This is a genomic window from Albidovulum denitrificans (assembly GCF_002973535.1).
GTDB lineage: Bacteria > Pseudomonadota > Alphaproteobacteria > Rhodobacterales > Rhodobacteraceae > Albidovulum > Albidovulum denitrificans.
Genome location: NZ_PVEP01000001.1, coordinates 251,868 through 270,733 on the forward strand (window position 1 = coordinate 251,868; position 18,866 = coordinate 270,733).

Here is an 18,866-nt window from a genome sequence, read left to right on the forward strand (position 1 = left end):
GACCCCGCCACCCTTTTCACTTGGTCCAGCGCAGATCGCCGTCCAGCCGCCCGTCACGGACATGGCCGCGCAGGATGTTCAGCCGGATGAAGCGCGAGTCCCGCACGCCCTTGTCAGCAAAGTCGATGGCGCGCACCTCATCGGCCAGTTCCTCAACCGCCTTGCGGAAATCCTTCTGCGGCTGGTGGTTCGGCGCCAGTTCCGCGAAACGCGAGAAATCGACCCGGTAGGAGCGGTTATCGGGCGCGGCATTGGTGTTGATCTCAACCGCGACGCCGCCCAGAACCGCAGCCACATCCTCGGCCAGTTGACCGATCTGCCAGGTCCAGGCCTGCGAGCCGACATTGACCTCGACCATCTCCGCGCCGTCGCGGGTGACGGCCCATTCGATGGCCCGCGCCATATCCTCGACATGGATCAGCGGCCGCCAGGGGGTGCCGTCGGACAGGACCTCGATCTTGCCGGTGCGCAGCGCGGTCGCGACGAAGTCGTTCAGCACAAGGTCAAGCCGCAGCATCGGGCTGGCCCCGCAGGCGGTGGAAAAGCGCAGGCTGGTCACCATCAACCCGTCGCCCGCGATCCCGCGCAAACCCACCTCGGTCGCCACTTTCGATCGTGCATAGGCCGTCAGCGGGTTCAGGGTGTCGGTCTCTTTTCGGAAACTGTCGGACCCGGCACCGTACATTGAACACGAACTGGCAAAGACGAACCGTTTGACGCCCGCCGTTTTCGCTGCCTTTGCGGCCTTCAGAACCGCCTCGGAATTGATGTCCGCCGTGGCGTTTTCGAACTCCTTCCCGATCGGGTCGTTCGACACCGCCGCCAGCGCCACGACCGCGTCGAAGCCCGCGAAATCATCCTTGGTCAGGTCGCGCACATCGCCCTTGCGCTGGCTTGCAAAAACGCTGTCGGGAAAGCCCGCGGCCTCGGACCCGTTGAACCAGTTCGCATCGATTCCATGCACTTCGGCGCCGGGGATCGCGCGTGTCAGATGCGCCGCCGCGACCGGCCCGATATAGCCCCTGTGACCCACAAGCAGGATCTTCATCTTCGTAATCATCCTTCTAAAATGCCGAAGCGCGAAACGATCGGCTGCCGCTGCCTAAACTGACGACAAAGCGTGATACGTCAACCGTCCAGAATGGCATAGCTGTAGCGAAAGGGCCGGTCTTGTGCTACCCCGCTGCCACGGGTGCAGGCCGTTCGGGACCGGCGCGAACATGCGTTGTCCGGGGCGCCGATCCGATGGGGGCCGGGCGAATTTCCGCGCCAAATGGCCCGGAGTTTGGAAGGAGTGGATTTTATGAAGTGTGTCATTCTGGCCGGCGGTCTTGGAACCCGGCTGGCCGAGGAAACGGTCCGCATCCCGAAGCCGATGGTGGAAATCGGCGGCCGCCCGATCCTGTGGCACATCATGAAGATCTATTCGACCCATGGCATCAACGACTTTGTCGTCTGCTGCGGCTACAAGGGCTATGTCATCAAGGAATACTTCGCCAACTATTACCTCCATGGCGCCGACGTGACCTTCGATCTGCGCAAGGGCACGACCGAGATCATCAACAACCAGACAGAGCCGTGGCGCGTCACCCTGATCGACACCGGGCAGGACAGCATGACCGGCGGCCGTCTGCGCCGGGTGATGCCGCAGCTGAAGGATGAAGAGGCGTTCTGCATGACCTATGGCGACGGCGTCGGCAATGTCGATGTCGCGGGCCTCATCGCCTTCCACAAGGCCCATGGCAAGATGGCCACCGTCACCGCCGTCCCGCCTGCCGCGCGCTTCGGCCGTCTCGACATCCGCGCAGGCCAGGTCCACGAGTTTTCCGAAAAGCCCGCCGACGATGGCGGCGTCATCAATGGCGGCTATTTCGTCCTGTCGCCCAAGGTCGCGAAATACCTCGACGATGACGCGACCATCTGGGAACGCGCCCCCCTGATGGGGCTTGCGAAGGATGGGGAGTTGATGGCCTACGAACACAAGGGCTTCTGGCAGCCGATGGACACGATCCGCGAAAGGCAGGAGCTTGAGGCGCATTGGGCCACCGGCGCGGCGCCCTGGAAGATCTGGTAAATGTTGGACGCGATGCAGGAGAATACCGTGACGACCACCCCCAAATGCCGCCATTGCGGGTCCGACATGCCGATGACCTTCGTCGATCTCGGCCTGTCCGCGGTCGCCAATTCCTACGTTCCGATGGACAAGGCGGGGGAGCCTGAGGCGAAATACACCCTTCACACCCGCGTCTGCCCGAACTGCTGGCTGGTGCAGGTGGATGAGGACGTTCCGGCCGACAAGATCTTTACCTCGGACTACGCCTATTTCTCCTCTTTCTCCGATAGCTGGCTCGACCATGCCCGCCGCTATGCGGAGATGATGACGAAAAAGCTGGCCCTCGGCCCCGACAGTCTGGTGGTAGAGATCGCGTCGAATGACGGCTACCTCCTGAAGAACTTCGTCGCCGCCGGGATCCCGGTCCTTGGCGTCGAGCCTTCCGGCTCTGTCGCCGCGGCGGCCGAGAAGATCGGCGTGCCGACGATTGTCGAGTTCTTCGGCGAAAAGCTCGCCAAGCGGCTTTCCGATGAAGGCAAGCGCCCCGACCTGATCTGTTCGGCCAACGTCCTGGCCCATGTCCCCGACATCAACGATTTCGTTGCCGGTGTCGCCACGCTTCTGACCGGGGACGCGGTCTATACGGTCGAATTCCCCCATCTCCTGCGCCTCATCAAAGAGGTGCAGTTCGACACGATCTATCACGAACACTATTCCTACCTGTCGCTTCTGGCGGTCGAAAAGGTATTCGCCGACAAGGGCTTGCGGGTTTTCGATGTGCAGGAACTGCCGACCCATGGCGGCTCGCTTCGCGTCTATGCCTGCCGCAAGGACGCGCGTTGGACCGAACAGCCCGGCGTCGCCAAGGTCCGCGCCGATGAGGCGGCGGCGAAGCTTGACAGCGAGGAAGGCTATCAGGGCTTTGCCGAGAAGGTTCAGGCGGTCCGCGACGGGCTTTTGCAATTCCTCAACAGCGCCAAGGTGCAGGGCAAGACCGTTGCCGCCTATGGCGCGGCGGCGAAGGGCAACACGCTGCTGAATTACTGTCAGGTCGGGCCGGACCTGATCGCCTATTGCGTCGACCGCAACCCGGCCAAGCAGAACACGCTTCTGCCCGGCAGCCGCATCCCGGTCCATGACGTCGATCACCTGCGCAAGGCGCAGCCCGATTTCGTGCTGATCCTGCCCTGGAACCTGAAGGCCGAGGTCATCAGGCAACTTGCCGACCTGCGCAAGGGCGGTACCCGTTTCGTCACCGCGGTGCCTGAGACGACGATCACCGTATGACCGGGGGCCGCGTCCTCGTCACCGGCGCGACCGGGCTGATCGGGCGGCACCTTGCCGCCCCTCTGGCCGCGCGCGGGTATGAGGTTGTGGCGCTCAGCCGCAAGGGCGGCGGGCTGACGGGCGATCTTCTGGCCGATCCCGAAGGGGTGGCCGAACGGGCAGGGGCCAGCCACCTGATCCACCTTGCCTGGCATGACGCGCCGACGGCCCGGATGACGGCGGCGGAGAACCTCGACTGGACCGTCGCCTCGCTGCGCCTCTTGCGCGCCTTTGCCCGCCACGGCGGCCAACGTGCGGTGATGGTGGGCAGTTGCGCCGAATATGACTGGCGCGGTGCGGGGCATCTGACCGAGGACGCGCCCCTGACCCCGCAAAGCCCCTATGGTGCCGCCAAGGCCGCGACCGGCCTCGCCGCGATGGGCCTTGCGCCCGCGCTCGGCCTCTCGCTGGTCTGGGCGCGGCCTTTCTTCCTTTACGGTCCGGGTGAGCCGCCGGGCCGGCTTTTCGGCGACATCATCAAGGGGGTGTCCGCCGGGCGGCCGGTCGATTGCACCGACGGTCTGCAACGGCGCGATTTCCTTCATGCGGCGGATGTGGCGGGGGCGCTGGCGCATCTTCTGGCCTCTGACGCGACGGGCGCGGTCAATATCGGCTCAGGCCAGGCCATCGAGGTGCGCGCGATGATCGGCGAGCTTGCCCGCCAGATGGGGCGCGAAGACCTGATCCGCCTTGGCGCGCGCCCGCGCCCCAAAGATGACCCGGCCGTGATCGAGGCCGGGATTACCCGCCTTGCCGCCACCGGCTTCCGCCCGCACTATGACCTCAAGACCGGCATAAGCGCCGTCCTGACAGCCGAGAAGGCCCACGCATGATCGCCGCCCTGCAAGCGCGCCCGGACCTCTGGCGTTTTGTGAAGTTCCTGTTCGTGGGCGTCCTGAACACGATCTTCGGCTTTCTCGCCTATGCTTTCTTCCTGCGCGTCGTGGGCCTGCCCTGGCAATGGGCGCTGGCCGTCTCCTATGTCATTGGCGTCCTTTGGAATTTCGGCACCCACGGCAAGATCGTCTTTCAGACCGAGGGCTTCGGGCGGCTGCCGCTTTACATCCTTGCCTACGCCTCGCTCTTCTTCCTCAACAAGCTGGCGCTGAAGGCGGCGATCGGGGCGGGGTTGTCCGATCTTTGGGCGCAGGCGCTTCTGGTGCTGCCGATGGCGATGGTCGCCTTCATCCTCGTCTCACTGGCGCTGACCGGGCGGCTGCCCTTCGGCGGAAAGGAAAAACCCGATGCACACTGACCGGATCGGCAACGGGGCCGACACCGCCCCCCGCGCGATGGCCATGGCGGCGCTTCTGGTTCTCTTGGCCGGGCTGACCGTCTGGCTTGGCCTCGGCACGCTGCGCGAGGTGCTGACGCGCTGGGACCTCGGCGCCTTGGCCCACCCCTATGTCCTGCCGGGCCATGCCCTGACGCTTTACGTCGTGACGCCCTTGGTGACGCTGGCCTCCGCCTTTCTTTTCCTCGCGCCGGGGCTGATCCTGTCGGCGGTCTTCGGGCGCGAAAAACACGCCGCCGCATGGATCGTCTCGGGCCTCGCCTCCTCGCTGGTGATCCACATCGCCGCGACGACGGTGTTCCAGCTGGCCACCGGCGTGATCCTGAAGGGGCTGCCCTACCTCTCCTTCGTCGTGGCGCTCTCGGTCGCGGCGCTGCTGGTCGCGGGGCTGCGCCTGTCGCAGGGCCATGCGAACCGCCTGAACCTGGAACGGTCGGGCCGCGACCTCTGGATCGGGGCGGCGCTGTTCCTGCTTTGCCTCATCCTCTTCGCGCCGAAGTTCTATTGGGAGAATTTCACCGGCGACGGCTCCGGCTCGCTGCAATTCGCGCGGCTTTACATCAACGAACTCTGGCCGTTCTGGAGCCGTGAGGCCGGCCCGATCTCGAAGGCGCCGAGCATCACAATGGTGCTGTTCGTCTTCCCCGAAAGCTGGTTCCTGCGGCTTTTCGGAGAATGGGAATTTTCCGTCCGCGCACCGCTTCTGATGTACCTGGGCCTCCTCTACCCCGTGCTGGCGCAACTGATCCGCACCGGGCGCGAACATCTGCCCGATCTGCGGGCGACGGACGTTGCGCTCATCATCGGCGCGCTCCTTCTCTACGTCCTCGCCAATGTCTATTCCGGCGGTTACCACGTCTATTTCGGCGACAGCCCGATGCCCGCCGCGCGCGAGACGCTGGCGATGATCTGCTTCATGGGCTTCGTGCTGTTCTTCATCGAGGATCGCCGCGCCCTGATGGTCGTGGCGGGCATCCTTTGCCATCTCGTCATTCCCACCGGAGTTCTCTGGCTGGTGATGTGGCCCGCCGCCGTCTTTCTGGTCTGGCGCCCGATGCCATGGGCGCGGCTGTTCTGGGTCGCCGGGATCGTCGTCGCGGCGGTGCTGATCTCCGTCCTTGTGCCGGTGATCGCCAGGCAATTCGGCCTGCCGGTGACGGGCGACGAATTCGGCGCCGACAGCATCACCGCGCGGCTGCGCTATATCAGCTTCTTCGACTTCGGCCGCTTTGCCTTCTGGGCGGTGCCGCTGGGCATCCTGCCTGCCATCTTCCTGCTGACATGGCGCTCGCAGGACCGGGTGTCGCGGGCGCTGACGCTGCTGACGCTGGCCTATTTCTTCTTCTTCTACTTTCAGGCCTACCGCGTCCTTCTGCATCATTTCATCCCGGCGATGATCCCGCCCTTGGTCATCATGTGGCGCTCGCCCCTGATGCAGGACGCGCGCTGGGGCGCGCCCTTGCGCGGGCTGGCGGCGGTGCTGCTGGCGGTCTCGACCTGGGCTTCATGGCCGGAAATGAGGATGCACGGCTTCGAACGCTTCATCGGCCAGTATGTCGCGACCGAAGGCCCGGTCTTCGAGATCGCCGAACCCGGCGACGGCGACCGCTTCCCCGGCTTCAGCGAGAAATCGCTCGACATTGCCCACGTGCTGCTCGGCAAGCTCTTTCCCATGACCTATGGCGAGGATGACCCCAGGATGCGCTATTACGGCGCGCCGCTGGTCTGGTGGTTCTATTCCTACGAGCCCCGGCCCGAGGGGATTGAACCGATCTATATCCTCCAGCCGCTCGACCGGGCCGGGCCGGAGGATGGGGAGCCGCTGGCGACCGAACAGGGCTATGGGCTGTTCGTCCGCGACCGCGCGCTTTATGCAGACCACGGCGCGACACAGCTGCCCGTCGATACCGGCGCCGCGATCTATGTCACGCCGCGCACGGTGATTTATGGCGCGGGCGATGCCCCGCTTGACGGGCGGGTGGTCGTCAATATCAGCAAGCAGATCAAGCGGCTGATCGGAAGGAACTGACGGGAAGGACCGGGGCGATGGAAAAGGCGAAACTGATCTCGATCCTTGCCGGGACGGCGCTGGTCCTTGGCGGCACCTTCGTGGCGGGCCTTTATTCGGCGGTGAAGGAAAACAAGGCCTATGACGTCGTCTGGGGAACGCTGGACGAGGCCAAGACGCTTTATGAGGAGTTGCCGAACCTGCGCGGGACCGAGCCGATCCATTTCCTGCGCCCGGCGCGCTATCCCGGAAAGGGCGTGACCGTCAACGACCCGGCGGCCAAGCAGGATGACCTGATCCTGCTTTCGGGCTTTTTCGACGGCAACAACAAGGTCCGCCTGATGCGCCGCGACGGGACGGTGCTGAACGAATGGACGCTGAGCGCCTCGGCCCTCTTCCCCGATGCGAGCTTTTTCCGCGACCCGCCCGCGACCGACTGGAACGCCATCACCCATGGCACGATCATCACGCCTGACGGCGACATCGTCGCCAGCTTCGAAAGCGGCGGGGTGATGCGGCTGGATCGCTGCGGCAAGGTGAAATGGACGACGCCCGGCATCCTTGGCCACCATTCGCCGAACTGGATGGCCGATGGCGGTATCGTCATCGCCGGGGGCTACCACGTCGACAAGCAAACCAAGGACATCCCCTGGCCCTTCGCGGGACCGTATTGGGAGGATCTGGTCTACAAGTTTTCCCCCGACGGCAAGCTGATCTATCAAAAGCCGCTGACCGAGATGTTCATCGAAAACGGGTTTGAACCGCAGCTGACCGCGACCGGCTTCTTCAACACCCGCATCAATGGCGAGTTTCACCTTAACGAGGTTGAGGAACTGCTGCCCGAAAAGGCGGCCGCCTTCCCGATGTTTGAGGCGGGGGACCTCATGCTTTCGGTCCGCAACCGCAACCTTGTCATGGTGACGGATGCGAAGGCCGAAAAGATCAAGTGGTGGATGATCGGTCCCTTCATCCGCCAGCACGACCCCGATTTCAACCCCGACGGCACGATCACCGTCTTCGACAATCACAGCGACCTGAGCGTGAATGGATCGCGCGGCGGCGGCAGCCGGATCTGGCGTATCGACCCGGCGACGAAGACCGCCGTCACGATCTATGGCGGGCGGCCCGATCAGCCGATGTATTCCCCCGAACGCAGCACGCATCAGATGCAGCCCGACGGCGACATCCTGATCGCCGAGGCGCAATCGGGCCGCGTGATCGAGGTGACCCCGGCGGGCAAGATCGTCTGGGAATACATCAACCGCTACGACAAGGATCGCGTGACCTGGGTCCACGACGCCGAGGCGTTCGATCCGTCCTATTTCACCGTCACCGACTGGAACTGCGGCGGCTGAGGGGCGGTCGGCCGCTGGCCCGGCGGCGCCGGGTGGCAAACGGGCCACGTCCCGGACCCGATCCGGGACCTCTTCCTCTGGCAGCGGAGGTCCCGGATCAGGTCCGGGACAGCATCGCATGGGGCCTTACCGATCCGGCGACCAGTCCGGCGTGTAATGCCGGATCTCGCGGCCCGGAAACGCGGCCTTCAGCGCCGCCATGTCCAGCGTGCCGGTATCCCACAGGAACACCGGCTTGCCCGGCCGCAGATAGGGATCGTTCAGCATCAGGGCCGAGCCTTCGTTGCCGATATCGGTAAAGACCACGACAGCGTCCCCGAAGGTGCCCTTCGCGGCCTCCTCGCGGAAAAGCGTGTAGAAATGGTTGTATTCGTAGTACTTCGTCACCCCGCGCCAGGGCGTGAAGACCAAAATCCCGAACGCACAGCAAAGCGCGATCACGGCGTCAAGCCGCACACCCCCCGCGGCTGAAATCCCGAACCTATCCCGCAGCGCCCTATAGCCGCGCATCGACAGGTAGAGGAACGGAAAGATCGCCAGGAACCAGTAGCGCGGCCCCATGTAATAGGTGTCCGCGAACCAATAAAGCGCCATGACCCCGATCACCACGACCGACACCAGAAGCATCGCCAGATCGAACCCCGCCTTCCGCGACCAGAGCAGATAGGCGAAGATCAGCGCCAGCGAGCCGATGGGCCAGCCGAGCATGTCGAATTGCAGGCTGACAACGGAATTGACCGTGTTCAGCGCCGCCTCAAGCGCGCCATGGCCGGGCCAGAGGTCCAGCGCCCCCCAGCCATCCGGCGGCCCGATCTGCGGCCCGAAGCCATAGGCATTCGCCCCCGGCGCCCAGTGCCGGTCGAGGTAATCCGACAGCGGCAGGACCAGCGCATGCCCGGTGATATGCGCATTATAGGCCAGAAGGGCGGCCACGACGGCCAGCGCCCCGGCGGAAAACTGGACCGCGCGCAGGATGCCCCGGTCGCGCCCGGTCAGCACCCAAAGCCCGCTCAGCACCCCGATCACCAGCCCGTCCATCGGCCGCGCGGCGAAGACCACGCCGATGGCAAGGCCCGCGATCACCAGCGCCCGGCCCGGCGCCTTGCCCCCGTCCTCGGCCCGCAGGATCAGCCACCAGGCCAGCAGGATCATGCTCAGCGTCAGAACATGCGGCATCAACGACCCGGCGGCAAAGGCCAGCCAGGGCGAGGTGCCAAGAAGAAGCGCCACCATATCCCCGGCCTCAACCCCCACGCGGCGGCGGGTGATGTCATAGGCCAGCAGGACCGAGACGCCCGCCAGCAACGGGTTCACAATCCAGGGCAGCCCCAGCAAGACCCCAAGCGCCAGCACGGCAGGCCAGCCGGGCAGGGTGGCCGAAAACCAGCGTCCGTCCTTCACCTCGATCAGGTAGTACTCCAGCCCCGGCACCGCCGCTTGCGGAGGGGCGGGCAGCGTCAGCGCGCCATGGGCGAAGGTGTTGGCCTGAAAGAGATAGGCAACCTCATCCTCCACATGCGGCATGTGCTCAAACGCGAACCAGCCCATCGCGAGGCCCGCCGCCACCGCAACCACCGCCGGAAGCACGGGCATTGTCCGCGTCGCCCCGTTCATCGGGGACGGTACCTGAACCATCAGGATCACCATCCCCAGATGCAGCGTCAGAAGCGCGCCGCCCGCGACCACATGGGCCAGGTAATTCGGCAGCGAACCGTAGGACAGATAGCCGAGGATCGGCACCGAAAACACCGTCGTCAGTGCAAGGTAAAGCGCGATCCGCCCCAGACCCAGCCGCGCCCGGCCCATGGCGATCATCCGCCCCGGTCCCAGCCGCAGCGCCACGCCAGCCACCACCAGCGCCTCGGCCAAGATCAGCCCCGCCGCCAGCCACTCCCCCGGCCCCTTCGGGCGCAGGTGCAGCGTCGGGAACCAGAGCGCCTCGGTCAGGTAAAGCTGCGCGGCCCCGCCGATCACGAAGACGAAGGCGAGACCGCCAAAGGCCGCCGCCCCGCGCTTCAGCGAAAACCCCAAGGTCCAGAGCGCGACCGCCAGAACCGCCAGCGCCCAGCGGTCCACCCCGGCCATCGCCATGCCAATCGCGGGCAGGAAGAACGCCCCCGCCAGCGCGAGGATCGCGCCAAAGGTCGCGGCCTGGCCCAGCGGGCGCGGCACCGGCACTGGCCCTGTGGTCATGCTTTGCGCGGCGTCAGCGGCGTGACCCGGTCGCTTCCGGCCGGAAGGGTGACGGTGTCGTCGATATTGATCCGCTCCTTCTCGATCACGCTTGGCCCGCCACGCACCTGATTGTGGATCGCGGTGATGTATTCACCCAGCATCCCGATGAACAGAAGCTGCACCCCCGACAGGAAGAACAGCGCGACGATGATCGTCGTCGTCCCGCGCGGCGCGTCGCCCAGCCCGACGAACCAGGCCAGCACCGAAAAGACCGAAAACAGGATCGACATGACCGCGATGCCGGACCCCACGAGCGTGCAGAACCGCATCGGCGCCTTGGTGAAGGCGAAGATCGCGTTCAGCGCCTGGTCGATCAGCATCATCAGGTTGTGCTTCGACACGCCGCGTTTCCGCGCCTTCCAGGTGTAGGGGATGATGACCTTCTTGAACCCGACCGAGGCGATGATGCCGCGAATATAGGGGTAGTGGTCATTATGGCTTAGCACTGCGTCCAGAACCTTGCGGTCGACCAGCTGGAATTCGCCCACGTCCGGGGACAGTTCGAAATCCGACAGCCAGTTGATGATCCGGTAGAACGCCTTGCGGGCCGAACGCAGGACAAAGCCTTCCTCGCGCGTGGATCGCGCGCCCGCGACCACGTCATAGCCCGATTCCCACAGCTTCACGAATTCCGGCAGATGCTCCGGCGGGTCCTGAAGATCGACCGGCAGCATGCAGAGCGTGGCGTCGCCGGTGGAATGCTTCAGCCCGTTGAAGGTGGACCGATAGACGCCGAAATTGCGCGCGTTCACCACCACCTTGACCGACGGGTCCTTCGCGGCGATGGCGCGCAGGATCTCCACCGTCCGGTCGGAAGAGGCGTTGTCGACAAAGATATGCTCGCGCTCATAACCGGGCAGATCGCGGTCGAAGATCGCCTTGACCGTGTCATAGCAGGTCTCGACATTGTCTTCTTCGTTGTAGCAGGGGGAAACGACGGTAATCTTTTTCATCATCAGGAAATCCGGCAGACCTTCTTCTGACCAATGGGCCAAGGGGCCGCGACTCCCGGACCCCGATGGGCGAAGTGTAGCGCATCCGGCAGATGATTTCCCGCGAAAATCAGATACCTGGGCGATGACCCTGCCTGTGTTGCCATCAAACCCGGCCGGGCAGGGGGATTGTGTCCGGTTCGTCAACGATCCCCGGCGCCGGGCAAGGGACGCGCAGGAAATACGTCTTTCGCAAAATCGCTTTCGTAAAACGTGAACATGGCCGCCGCGCCGCCGCTATACTCCTGCGAAATCACGGGAGGAATCGCATGCCGCTAACCATGAATCGTGACGTTTTCATCACCTGCGCCGTGACCGGATCGGGCAGCACCCAGGACCGCAGCCCGCATGTCCCGCGCTCGCCCGCCGAGATCGCGAATTCTGCCATCGACGCCGCCCGCGCCGGGGCCGCCATCGTCCATTGCCACGTCCGCGACCCCGAAACCGGCAAACCCTCGCGCGACCCGAAGCTTTACCGCGAGGTCACCGACCGCATTCGGGAAAGCGAGGTCGACGTGGTCCTGAACCTGACCGCCGGGATGGGCGGCGACATCGTCTTTGGCCCCACCGAACGCCCGCTGCCGGTGCAGGCGGGGACCGACATGATCGGCGCCGCCGAACGGGTCGTCCACGTCGCCGAATGCCTGCCGGAGATCTGCACGCTTGACTGCGGCACGATGAACTTCGCCGAGGCCGATTATGTGATGACCAACACCCCCGGCATGCTCCGCGCCATGGGCGCGATGATGACCGAACTTGGCGTGAAGCCGGAGATCGAGGCCTTCGACACCGGCCATCTCTGGTTCGCAAAGGAGCTGGTGAAGGAAGGCGTGCTGAAAGGCCCGGCGCTGGTGCAACTGTGCATGGGCGTCCCCTGGGGCGCGCCGGACGACCTGAACACCTTCATGGCGATGGTCAACAACGTCCCCGATGACTGGACCTTCTCCGCCTTCGCGCTGGGGCGCAACCAGATGGCCTATGCCGCCGCCGCCGTCCTTGCGGGCGGCAACGTCCGCGTGGGGTTGGAGGACAACCTCTGGCTTGGCAAGGGGCAGCTTGCGACCAACGCCCAGCTTGTCGAACGCGCCGCGACCATCGTGACGAACATGGGCGCGCGCGTGATCGGACCGGAGGAGGTGCGGGCGAAGCTGGGGCTGGTGAAACGGGCGCCGAAGGCGAAGTGAGAATGGCGGGGGAGGCCGGGACATGGACAAGGTCAAGTTCACCCAGATGAAGGACGGCGACCGGGAGGATTATGAATTCCTCACCGCGCATGAGGTTGCCTATACCGAAAAGACGGCCGAGCGGCTGCTGACCGCGATGAAGGACCTCGACGCCAGCCTTTCCGGCTATCAGATCACGCGGCTTGGCCATTCCGTCCAGGCAGCGACCCGCGCCTGGCGCGACGGCGCGGATGAGGATTGGGTGGTCGCGGCGCTTCTGCACGACATCGGCGACATCTATGCGCCCTATAACCACGACGAATACGCCGCCACGATCCTGCGCCCCTTCGTGCGCGAGCAATGCGCCTGGGTGGTGGAGAAACATGGCGATTTCCAGATGCTCTATTACGGCCACCATGTCGGCGGCGACCGGAACAAACGGGACCGCCATCGCGACAGCCAGTATTTCGACGATTGCGCCGAATTCTGCGAACGCTGGGACCAGTCAAGCTTCGACCCCGCCTATGCGGATCTGCCGCTTGAGTTTTTCCGCCCGATGGTCGAGCGCGTCTTCGCCCGCAAGCCCTATGACCCGGCAGTGATCCGCGCGGGCGAGAGGGTGGCGCTGACCGATGCGGTGGTGGCGGCGGACCGGGCGGGCTGAGGCGCGACGAAACTTCGCGCGACATGGCCGGGCATAACCCGGCTGTCGCGACGGAAAACCTACGCGGACACGACGAAAGAACGACGCCCCGAAGGGGGCCGGAACAGGGAAGGGACGGTGCATATGGCACGCAAGGCAGCAATCATCGGGGGCGGGGTCATCGGCGGCGGCTGGGCCGCGCGGTTCCTCCTGAACGGCTGGGACGTGGCGGTCTTCGACCCCGACCCGGAGGCGGAACGCAAGATTGGTGAGGTGCTGGCCAACGCCCGCGCCGCACTGCCCGCGCTTTCCGACGTGCCGATGCCGCCGGAGGGACGGCTGACCTTTGCAGGCAGCATTACAGAAGCCGTGGAAGGCGCTGAATACATTCAGGAATCCGTCTCGGAGAGGCTTGACCTGAAACACCGCATCCTCGCCCAGATCCAGCAATCGAGCCATGGCGTCCCCATCGGCTCTTCCACCTCCGGCTTCAAGCCGTCGGAACTGCAAGAGGGCGCCGCCGACCCCTCGGTCATCTTCGTCGCGCACCCGTTCAACCCGGTCTACCTTCTGCCGCTCGCCGAGGTCGTGCCAAGCGTGAAGTCCGATGCGAAACTCATTGAGAACGCAAAGGAAATCCTGCGGCAGATCGGCATGTTCCCGCTGCATGTCCGCAAGGAAATCGACGCCCATATCGCCGATCGTTTCCTTGAAGCGGTGTGGCGCGAGGCGCTTTGGCTGGTCAAGGACGGCGTCGCCACGACCGAAGAGATTGATGAGGCGATCCGCATGGGCTTTGGCCTGCGCTGGGGCCAGATGGGCCTGTTCGAGACCTATCGCATCGCGGGCGGCGAGGCCGGGATGAAGCACTTCCTGGCACAGTTCGGCCCCTGCCTGACCTGGCCCTGGACCAAGCTGATGGATGTGCCGGAGTATAATGACGAGCTTGTCGACCTGATCGCCGGGCAGTCCGACGCGCAGTCCGGCAAGTACACGATACGGGAGCTTGAGCGCATCCGCGACGGCAACCTCATCGGCTTCATGCGGGTCCTGAAGGATCGCGACTGGGGCGCGGGCAAGGTGCTGAAAGAGCATGACAAACGCCTTGCCGCGCTGCTGCCGGAACCGCCGAAGGCAGAGGTCCTGGAACTGGCGCAGATGCAGGTCCTGCCGGGCTGGATCGACTATAATGGCCATATGACCGAAAGCCGGTATCTGTTCGCAGGAACAATGGTTTGCGACAATCTCCTCAGGTTGATCGGCGCCGATATGGACTATGTCGCGGGCGGCCATTCCTACTTCACCGCCGAGAATCACGTCATCCACCTGGATGAGGCCAAGCTGGGCGATCACCTGACCGGTACGGTGCAGGTCCTGTCCTATGATGAGAAACGGCTGCACGCCTTCATTCGTATTCTGAAGGGCGAGACGGTCATCGCGACGGTCGAACAGATGCTGCTGCACGTCGACATGAAGGCGGGCAAGGCCTGCCCCGCCGCGCCGGAGGTTCTGGCAAGGCTGAAACCCATCGCCGAGGCCCATGCCGCGCTCCCGCGCCCCGAAAGCGCCGGGCGCCACGTCGGGCAAAGAAAGGGGTAAGGTTATGGATTTCGGACTGACCGAAGAACAGGCGATGATCGTCGAGACGACCCGCGCCTTCGTCGAGAATGAGCTTTATCCCCATGAGGCCGAGGTCGAGCGCACCGGCCACCTCCGCATGGATCTGATAAAAGAGTTGCAGGCCAAGGCGATAGAGGCCGGTCTTTATGCAGCGAACCTGCCCGAGGAGGTCGGCGGCGCGGGCCTCGATACTTTGACCTGGCTGCTTTACGAAAAGGAGCTTGGCCGCGCCAATTACGCGCTGCACTGGACCTGCGTCGCGCGGCCGTCGAACATCCTTCTGGCCGGGAATGACGAACAGCGGGAGAAGTACCTTTATCCCTGTATCCGGGGGGAGAAATGGGACTGTCTCGCCATGACCGAACCCGGCGCCGGCTCTGACCTGCGCGGCATGAAGGCGAGCGCCCGCGAGGATGGCGACGACTTCATCCTGAACGGCACGAAACACTTCATCTCCCACGCCGATCTTGCTGATTTCACGATCGTTTTCATGGCCACGGGGGAGGAACAGACGCCGCGCGGCCCGAAGAAGAAGATCACCGCCTTCTTCGTCGACAAGGGGACGAAGGGATTCACCGTCCGCGAGGGCTATCGCAACGTCTCCCATCGCGGCTACACCAACGCGGTGCTGGAATTCGACGATTGCCGGGTGAACCGGCGGCAGGTGCTGGGTGAGGTTCACAAGGGCTTCGACGTCGCGAATGACTGGCTTGGCGCGACCCGGCTTCAGGTCGCCTCCACCTGCCTCGGCCGCGCCGAACGCGCGCTGGCTCATGCCGTCAGCTACGCGGCAGAGCGCGAGCAGTTCGGCCAGAAGATCGGCAAGTTTCAGGGAATATCCTTCAAACTCGCGGACATGGCGATGGAACTTAAAGCGGCGGAACTGCTGACGCGCGAGGCCGGGTGGAAATACGACCAAGGCACGGTGACCGAGGCCGACATGTCGATGGCCAAGCTGAAGGCGACCGAGGTCTTGGCCTTCATCGCCGATGAGGCGATCCAGATCCATGGCGGGATGGGCCTGATGGACGAACTGCCGCTGGAGCGCATCTGGCGCGACGCGCGGGTGGAACGCATCTGGGAAGGCACCTCGGAGATCCAGCGCCACATCATCAGCCGCGAGATGCTGCGCGCGCATGGCGCGTGAAGGGAGCGCCTCCGGCGGGAGTATTTATGAACAGAAGAAACGAAATGTTAACCTTCCTCGCCGAGCCTGCCTGTGCGGTACAGGCGGGAGCGCCGATGACCGCAACAGGAGAAGGCACCCCGCTTCGGGCGACCGCGCGGGGTGCTGACTTCTTCTGTTCGGAAATACTCCGGGGTCCGGGGCGGCGCCCCGGCCGCTATCCGGCTGCGGGGCGTCTGACATGACCCGCGACCTGTCCCGCCTTCTGCGCCCGCGCTCGATTGCCGTCATGGGGTCCGTCTGGGCGGAAAACGTCATCGCGCAATGCCGCAAGATGGGCTTTGACGGGCCGGTCTGGCCGATCCATCCCAAGAAGGCCGAGGTCGGCGGGCTGCCCGCCTTTGCGACCCTTGCCGATCTGCCCGCCGCGCCGGACGCGACCTTCATCGGCGTCAACCGCCACGCGACCGTCGATGTGGCGGCGCAGCTTTCCGCGATGGGGGCGGGCGGGGCGATCTGTTTCGCCTCGGGCTGGACCGAGGCCGGGGAGCCGGAGTTGCAGGACCGGCTTGTTGCGGCCGCCGGGCCAATGCCCATCCTTGGGCCGAACTGTTACGGTGTCATCAACTATCTCGACGGCGCGCTCCTTTGGCCCGACCAGCATGGCGGGCGGCGGGTGGAGCGGGGCGTGGCGCTTCTGTCGCAATCCTCCAACATCGTCATCAACCTGACCATGCAGGCGCGCGGGCTGCCGGTGGCCTATGTCGCCTGTCTGGGCAATGCCGCGCAGATCGGGCTGGCGGAGCTTGCGGGCGCGCTCTTGGCGGATGACCGGGTCACCGCCATCGGCATGTATGTCGAAGGGATCGACGACGCGCCGGGCTTTGCCGCGCTGGCAGAGACCGCGCGGGCGGCGGGCAAGGGGATCGTCTGCATCAAGGCGGGCAAGACCGAGGCGTCGCGCTCTGCCGCCGCCTCCCACACCGCCGCGCTGGCCGGCGGTGGTGCTGCCTCGTCTGCCTTCTTGCGGCAGGCGGGGGTGGCGGAGGTGAACACCCTGCCGGAACTCATTGAAACACTGAAGATTTTCCATGTCCACGGGCCGCAGATCGGGACCCGGCTTTGTTCGCTGTCCTGTTCGGGGGGTGAGGCGGGGCTGGCTTCAGACCTCGCGCAGCCTTTCGGCATCGCTTTCCCGCCGCCTTCTGAGGCGCAGCGGCAGCGGTTGGGGGAGATCCTTGGCCCCATCGTCGCGATCGCCAACCCGCTCGATTACCACACCTTCATCTGGGGCGACGGGCCGCGCACGACGGATGTGTTTACCACGATGCTGGCGGGCTATGACGCCGGGATCTACATCATCGACCCGCCGCGCCCGGACCGCTGCGATCCGTCCTCGTTCCAGCCCGCGCTCGATGCCATCGTCGCGGCGCAGGAAGCGACGGGGAAGCCCGCCTTCCCGGTCGCCTCGCTGCCGGAGAATTTCGATGAGGATCGGGCCATCGCGCTGATGGCGCGGGGCGTGGCGCCGCTGATGGGGCTGGAGACGGCTTTGGGGGCGCTGAGGGCGGCGCAGACCGGGGCCGGGCGGGCCGGGTGGCGACCTGCGGCAGTGCAGCCCGCGCGTGACACAAGGATGCTGGATGAGGGCGAGGGCAAGCGGCTGCTCGACGCCGCCGGGGTGGCGGTGCCGAAGGGCGTTCTGGGCGCCACGCTGGATGACCTGCGCGCCAAGGCCGCCCATCTGAGGCCGCCGCTGGCGCTGAAGGGGCTTGGCTTTGCGCACAAGACCGAGGCGGGGGCGGTGCGGCTGGGCCTGGACAGCCTTGACGGTCAGGCGGAGATGCCGGGCGCGACGGGCTATCTGGCGGAGGAGATGGTGACGGACGCGGTCGCGGAAATCCTTCTCGGCCTGACCCGCGATCCGGTCTATGGCGTGACCCTGACGCTTGGCCTTGGTGGCGTGACGGCAGAGGTTCTGGCCGATACCGTGACGCTGGTCCTGCCGGTTGGCGAGGATGAGATCCTGACCGCGATACGGCGCCTGAAGCTTTGGCCGCTGCTGGACGGTTACCGGGGGCGGGCAAAGGCCGACATGATGGCGGTGGCGCAGATTGCCGCCGGCCTTGGGCAGATGATGCTGGAGCGGCCGGAGCTGGAAGAGATCGAGATCAACCCGATCCTCGTCCGACCCTCGGGCGCGGTGGCGGTGGACGCATTGATACGGGAGGCGCTGTGATGGCCAAGATGGAGATGAGAACCGCAGGACCGATACGGACCCGAAGGGAGGGCGGCATCCTAGAGGTGACGCTGGACCGGCCCAAGGCCAATGCGATCGACCTTGCGACGAGCCGGATCATGGGCCTGACCTTCCGCGATTTTCGCGACGATGACGGCCTGCGGGTCTGCATACTGCGGGCGGAGGGGGAAAAGTTCTTTTGCCCCGGCTGGGACCTGAAGGCGGCCGCCGATGGCGATGCGGTCGATGGCGACTATGGCGTCGGCGGGTTCGGCGGGTTGCAGGAATTGCCGAACCTGAACAAGCCGGTGATCGCCGCCGTCAACGGCATCTGCTGCGGCGGGGGGCTTGAACTCGCGCTGTCGTGCGACCTGATCCTTTGTTCCGACACTGCCACATTCGCGCTGCCCGAAATCCGGTCGGGGACGGTGGCCGATGCGGCCTCGATCAAGCTGCCGAAGCGCATTCCCTACCATGTCGCGATGGACCTTCTGCTGACCGGCCGCTGGTTTGACGCGGAAGAGGCGCTGCGCTGGGGGCTGGTGAAGGAGGTCACGACGCAGGCCGAGTTGCTGTCGAAGGTCTGGGACCTCGCCCGGCTTCTCGAAAGCGGCCCGCCGCTGGTCTATGCCGCGATCAAGGAAGTGGTGCGTGAGGCCGAGGACATGCGGTTCCAGGATGCCCTGAACCGGATCACCAAGCGGCAGATGGCGACCGTGGACCGGCTTTACTCGTCCGAGGATCAGCTTGAGGGCGCGCGCGCTTTCGCCGAAAAGCGCGATCCGGTCTGGAAGGGGCGTTAAAGCGTTTCG

General features: G+C 65.2%; 15 protein-coding genes. 12 read left to right on the forward strand and 3 right to left on the reverse strand.

Annotated elements, in window-relative coordinates:
* Window positions 1-16 precede the first annotated feature (16 nt).
* Window positions 17-1,048, reverse strand: a complete 1,032-nt coding sequence (locus LX70_RS01225; RefSeq protein WP_105513536.1) for an NAD-dependent epimerase/dehydratase family protein — start codon at window positions 1,046-1,048, stop codon at window positions 17-19.
* 255 nt (window positions 1,049-1,303) lie between these two features.
* On the opposite strand from LX70_RS01225, the gene rfbF reads away from it, so the two are divergent.
* Genes rfbF through LX70_RS01255 form a run of 6 tightly spaced genes read left to right on the forward strand, consistent with a single transcriptional unit; the run spans window position 1,304 to window position 8,036 of the window.
* On the forward strand, window positions 1,304-2,074 hold the full coding sequence (gene rfbF, locus LX70_RS01230; RefSeq protein WP_105513537.1) for a glucose-1-phosphate cytidylyltransferase: 771 nt from the start codon (window positions 1,304-1,306) through the stop codon (window positions 2,072-2,074).
* A gap of 27 nt (window positions 2,075-2,101) precedes the next feature.
* Window positions 2,102-3,340 carry a class I SAM-dependent methyltransferase gene (locus LX70_RS01235; protein WP_245884889.1) on the forward strand — a complete coding sequence of 413 codons (1,239 nt, stop codon included), beginning with the start codon at window positions 2,102-2,104 and terminating at the stop codon, window positions 3,338-3,340.
* A complete protein-coding gene (locus LX70_RS01240; protein ID WP_105512718.1) occupies window positions 3,337-4,212 on the forward strand; it encodes an NAD-dependent epimerase/dehydratase family protein in 876 nt (291 codons plus the stop codon). The genes LX70_RS01235 and LX70_RS01240 overlap by 4 nt, the downstream gene beginning before the upstream one ends.
* Complete coding sequence (locus LX70_RS01245; protein WP_105512719.1) at window positions 4,209-4,634, forward strand: GtrA family protein; 426 nt, start codon at window positions 4,209-4,211, stop codon at window positions 4,632-4,634. The genes LX70_RS01240 and LX70_RS01245 overlap by 4 nt, the downstream gene beginning before the upstream one ends.
* A complete protein-coding gene (locus LX70_RS01250) occupies window positions 4,624-6,702 on the forward strand; it encodes a hypothetical protein (RefSeq protein ID WP_105512720.1) in 2,079 nt (692 codons plus the stop codon). Before LX70_RS01245 ends, LX70_RS01250 begins: the two co-directional genes overlap by 11 nt.
* Window positions 6,703-6,719: 17 nt before the next feature.
* On the forward strand, window positions 6,720-8,036 hold the full coding sequence (locus LX70_RS01255; protein ID WP_105512721.1) for an arylsulfotransferase family protein: 1,317 nt from the start codon (window positions 6,720-6,722) through the stop codon (window positions 8,034-8,036).
* Between the two features lie 126 nt (window positions 8,037-8,162).
* On the opposite strand, the gene LX70_RS01260 is transcribed toward LX70_RS01255, so the two are convergent.
* Both LX70_RS01260 and LX70_RS01265 read right to left on the reverse strand, forming a co-directional pair.
* A complete protein-coding gene (locus tag LX70_RS01260) occupies window positions 8,163-10,229 on the reverse strand; it encodes a glycosyltransferase family 39 protein (RefSeq protein WP_105512722.1) in 2,067 nt (688 codons plus the stop codon).
* Window positions 10,226-11,227, reverse strand: a complete 1,002-nt coding sequence (locus LX70_RS01265; RefSeq protein ID WP_211301643.1) for a glycosyltransferase family 2 protein — start codon at window positions 11,225-11,227, stop codon at window positions 10,226-10,228. The genes LX70_RS01260 and LX70_RS01265 overlap by 4 nt, the downstream gene beginning before the upstream one ends.
* Window positions 11,228-11,532: 305 nt before the next feature.
* Between LX70_RS01265 and bcoG the strand changes: the two genes are divergently transcribed.
* The 6 genes from bcoG to LX70_RS01295 all read left to right on the forward strand — a co-directional run bounded on the left by bcoG (window position 11,533) and on the right by LX70_RS01295 (window position 18,857).
* Complete coding sequence (gene bcoG, locus LX70_RS01270) at window positions 11,533-12,447, forward strand: 3-dehydrocarnitine:acetyl-CoA trimethylamine transferase BcoG (protein ID WP_105512723.1); 915 nt, start codon at window positions 11,533-11,535, stop codon at window positions 12,445-12,447.
* 22 nt (window positions 12,448-12,469) lie between these two features.
* Window positions 12,470-13,090 carry an HD domain-containing protein gene (locus LX70_RS01275; RefSeq protein WP_105512724.1) on the forward strand — a complete coding sequence of 207 codons (621 nt, stop codon included), beginning with the start codon at window positions 12,470-12,472 and terminating at the stop codon, window positions 13,088-13,090.
* Between the two features lie 123 nt (window positions 13,091-13,213).
* Entirely contained in the window at window positions 13,214-14,668 is a 1,455-nt protein-coding gene (locus LX70_RS01280; protein WP_105512725.1) for a carnitine 3-dehydrogenase, read from the forward strand.
* A gap of 4 nt (window positions 14,669-14,672) precedes the next feature.
* The gene (locus tag LX70_RS01285) at window positions 14,673-15,836 is read left to right on the forward strand and encodes an acyl-CoA dehydrogenase family protein (protein ID WP_105512726.1); all 1,164 of its coding nucleotides are present in this window, start codon (window positions 14,673-14,675) and stop codon (window positions 15,834-15,836) included.
* A 220-nt stretch (window positions 15,837-16,056) separates the two neighbouring features.
* On the forward strand, window positions 16,057-18,054 hold the full coding sequence (locus tag LX70_RS01290; RefSeq protein ID WP_105512727.1) for an acetate--CoA ligase family protein: 1,998 nt from the start codon (window positions 16,057-16,059) through the stop codon (window positions 18,052-18,054).
* Window positions 18,054-18,857 carry a carnitinyl-CoA dehydratase gene (locus tag LX70_RS01295; RefSeq protein ID WP_245884890.1) on the forward strand — a complete coding sequence of 268 codons (804 nt, stop codon included), beginning with the start codon at window positions 18,054-18,056 and terminating at the stop codon, window positions 18,855-18,857. Before LX70_RS01290 ends, LX70_RS01295 begins: the two co-directional genes overlap by 1 nt.
* Window positions 18,858-18,866 lie beyond the last annotated feature (9 nt).

Excerpts from the sequence above, each read along its gene's own strand:
- LX70_RS01225 (WP_105513536.1), bottom strand. The coding sequence starts at position 1,048 with ATGAAGATCCTGCTTGTGGGTCACAGGGGCTATATCGGGCCGGTCGCG.
- LX70_RS01250 (WP_105512720.1), top strand. The coding sequence starts at position 4,624 with ATGCACACTGACCGGATCGGCAACGGGGCCGACACCGCCCCCCGCGCG.
- LX70_RS01245 (WP_105512719.1), top strand. The coding sequence starts at position 4,209 with ATGATCGCCGCCCTGCAAGCGCGCCCGGACCTCTGGCGTTTTGTGAAG.
- LX70_RS01280 (WP_105512725.1), top strand. The coding sequence starts at position 13,214 with ATGGCACGCAAGGCAGCAATCATCGGGGGCGGGGTCATCGGCGGCGGC.
- LX70_RS01260 (WP_105512722.1), bottom strand. The coding sequence starts at position 10,229 with ATGACCACAGGGCCAGTGCCGGTGCCGCGCCCGCTGGGCCAGGCCGCG.
- LX70_RS01240 (WP_105512718.1), top strand. The coding sequence starts at position 3,337 with ATGACCGGGGGCCGCGTCCTCGTCACCGGCGCGACCGGGCTGATCGGG.
- LX70_RS01275 (WP_105512724.1), top strand. The coding sequence starts at position 12,470 with ATGGACAAGGTCAAGTTCACCCAGATGAAGGACGGCGACCGGGAGGAT.
- bcoG (WP_105512723.1), top strand. The coding sequence starts at position 11,533 with ATGCCGCTAACCATGAATCGTGACGTTTTCATCACCTGCGCCGTGACC.
- LX70_RS01265 (WP_211301643.1), bottom strand. The coding sequence starts at position 11,227 with ATGATGAAAAAGATTACCGTCGTTTCCCCCTGCTACAACGAAGAAGAC.
- rfbF (WP_105513537.1), top strand. The coding sequence starts at position 1,304 with ATGAAGTGTGTCATTCTGGCCGGCGGTCTTGGAACCCGGCTGGCCGAG.
- LX70_RS01290 (WP_105512727.1), top strand. The coding sequence starts at position 16,057 with ATGACCCGCGACCTGTCCCGCCTTCTGCGCCCGCGCTCGATTGCCGTC.
- LX70_RS01295 (WP_245884890.1), top strand. The coding sequence starts at position 18,054 with ATGGCCAAGATGGAGATGAGAACCGCAGGACCGATACGGACCCGAAGG.
- LX70_RS01285 (WP_105512726.1), top strand. The coding sequence starts at position 14,673 with ATGGATTTCGGACTGACCGAAGAACAGGCGATGATCGTCGAGACGACC.
- LX70_RS01255 (WP_105512721.1), top strand. The coding sequence starts at position 6,720 with ATGGAAAAGGCGAAACTGATCTCGATCCTTGCCGGGACGGCGCTGGTC.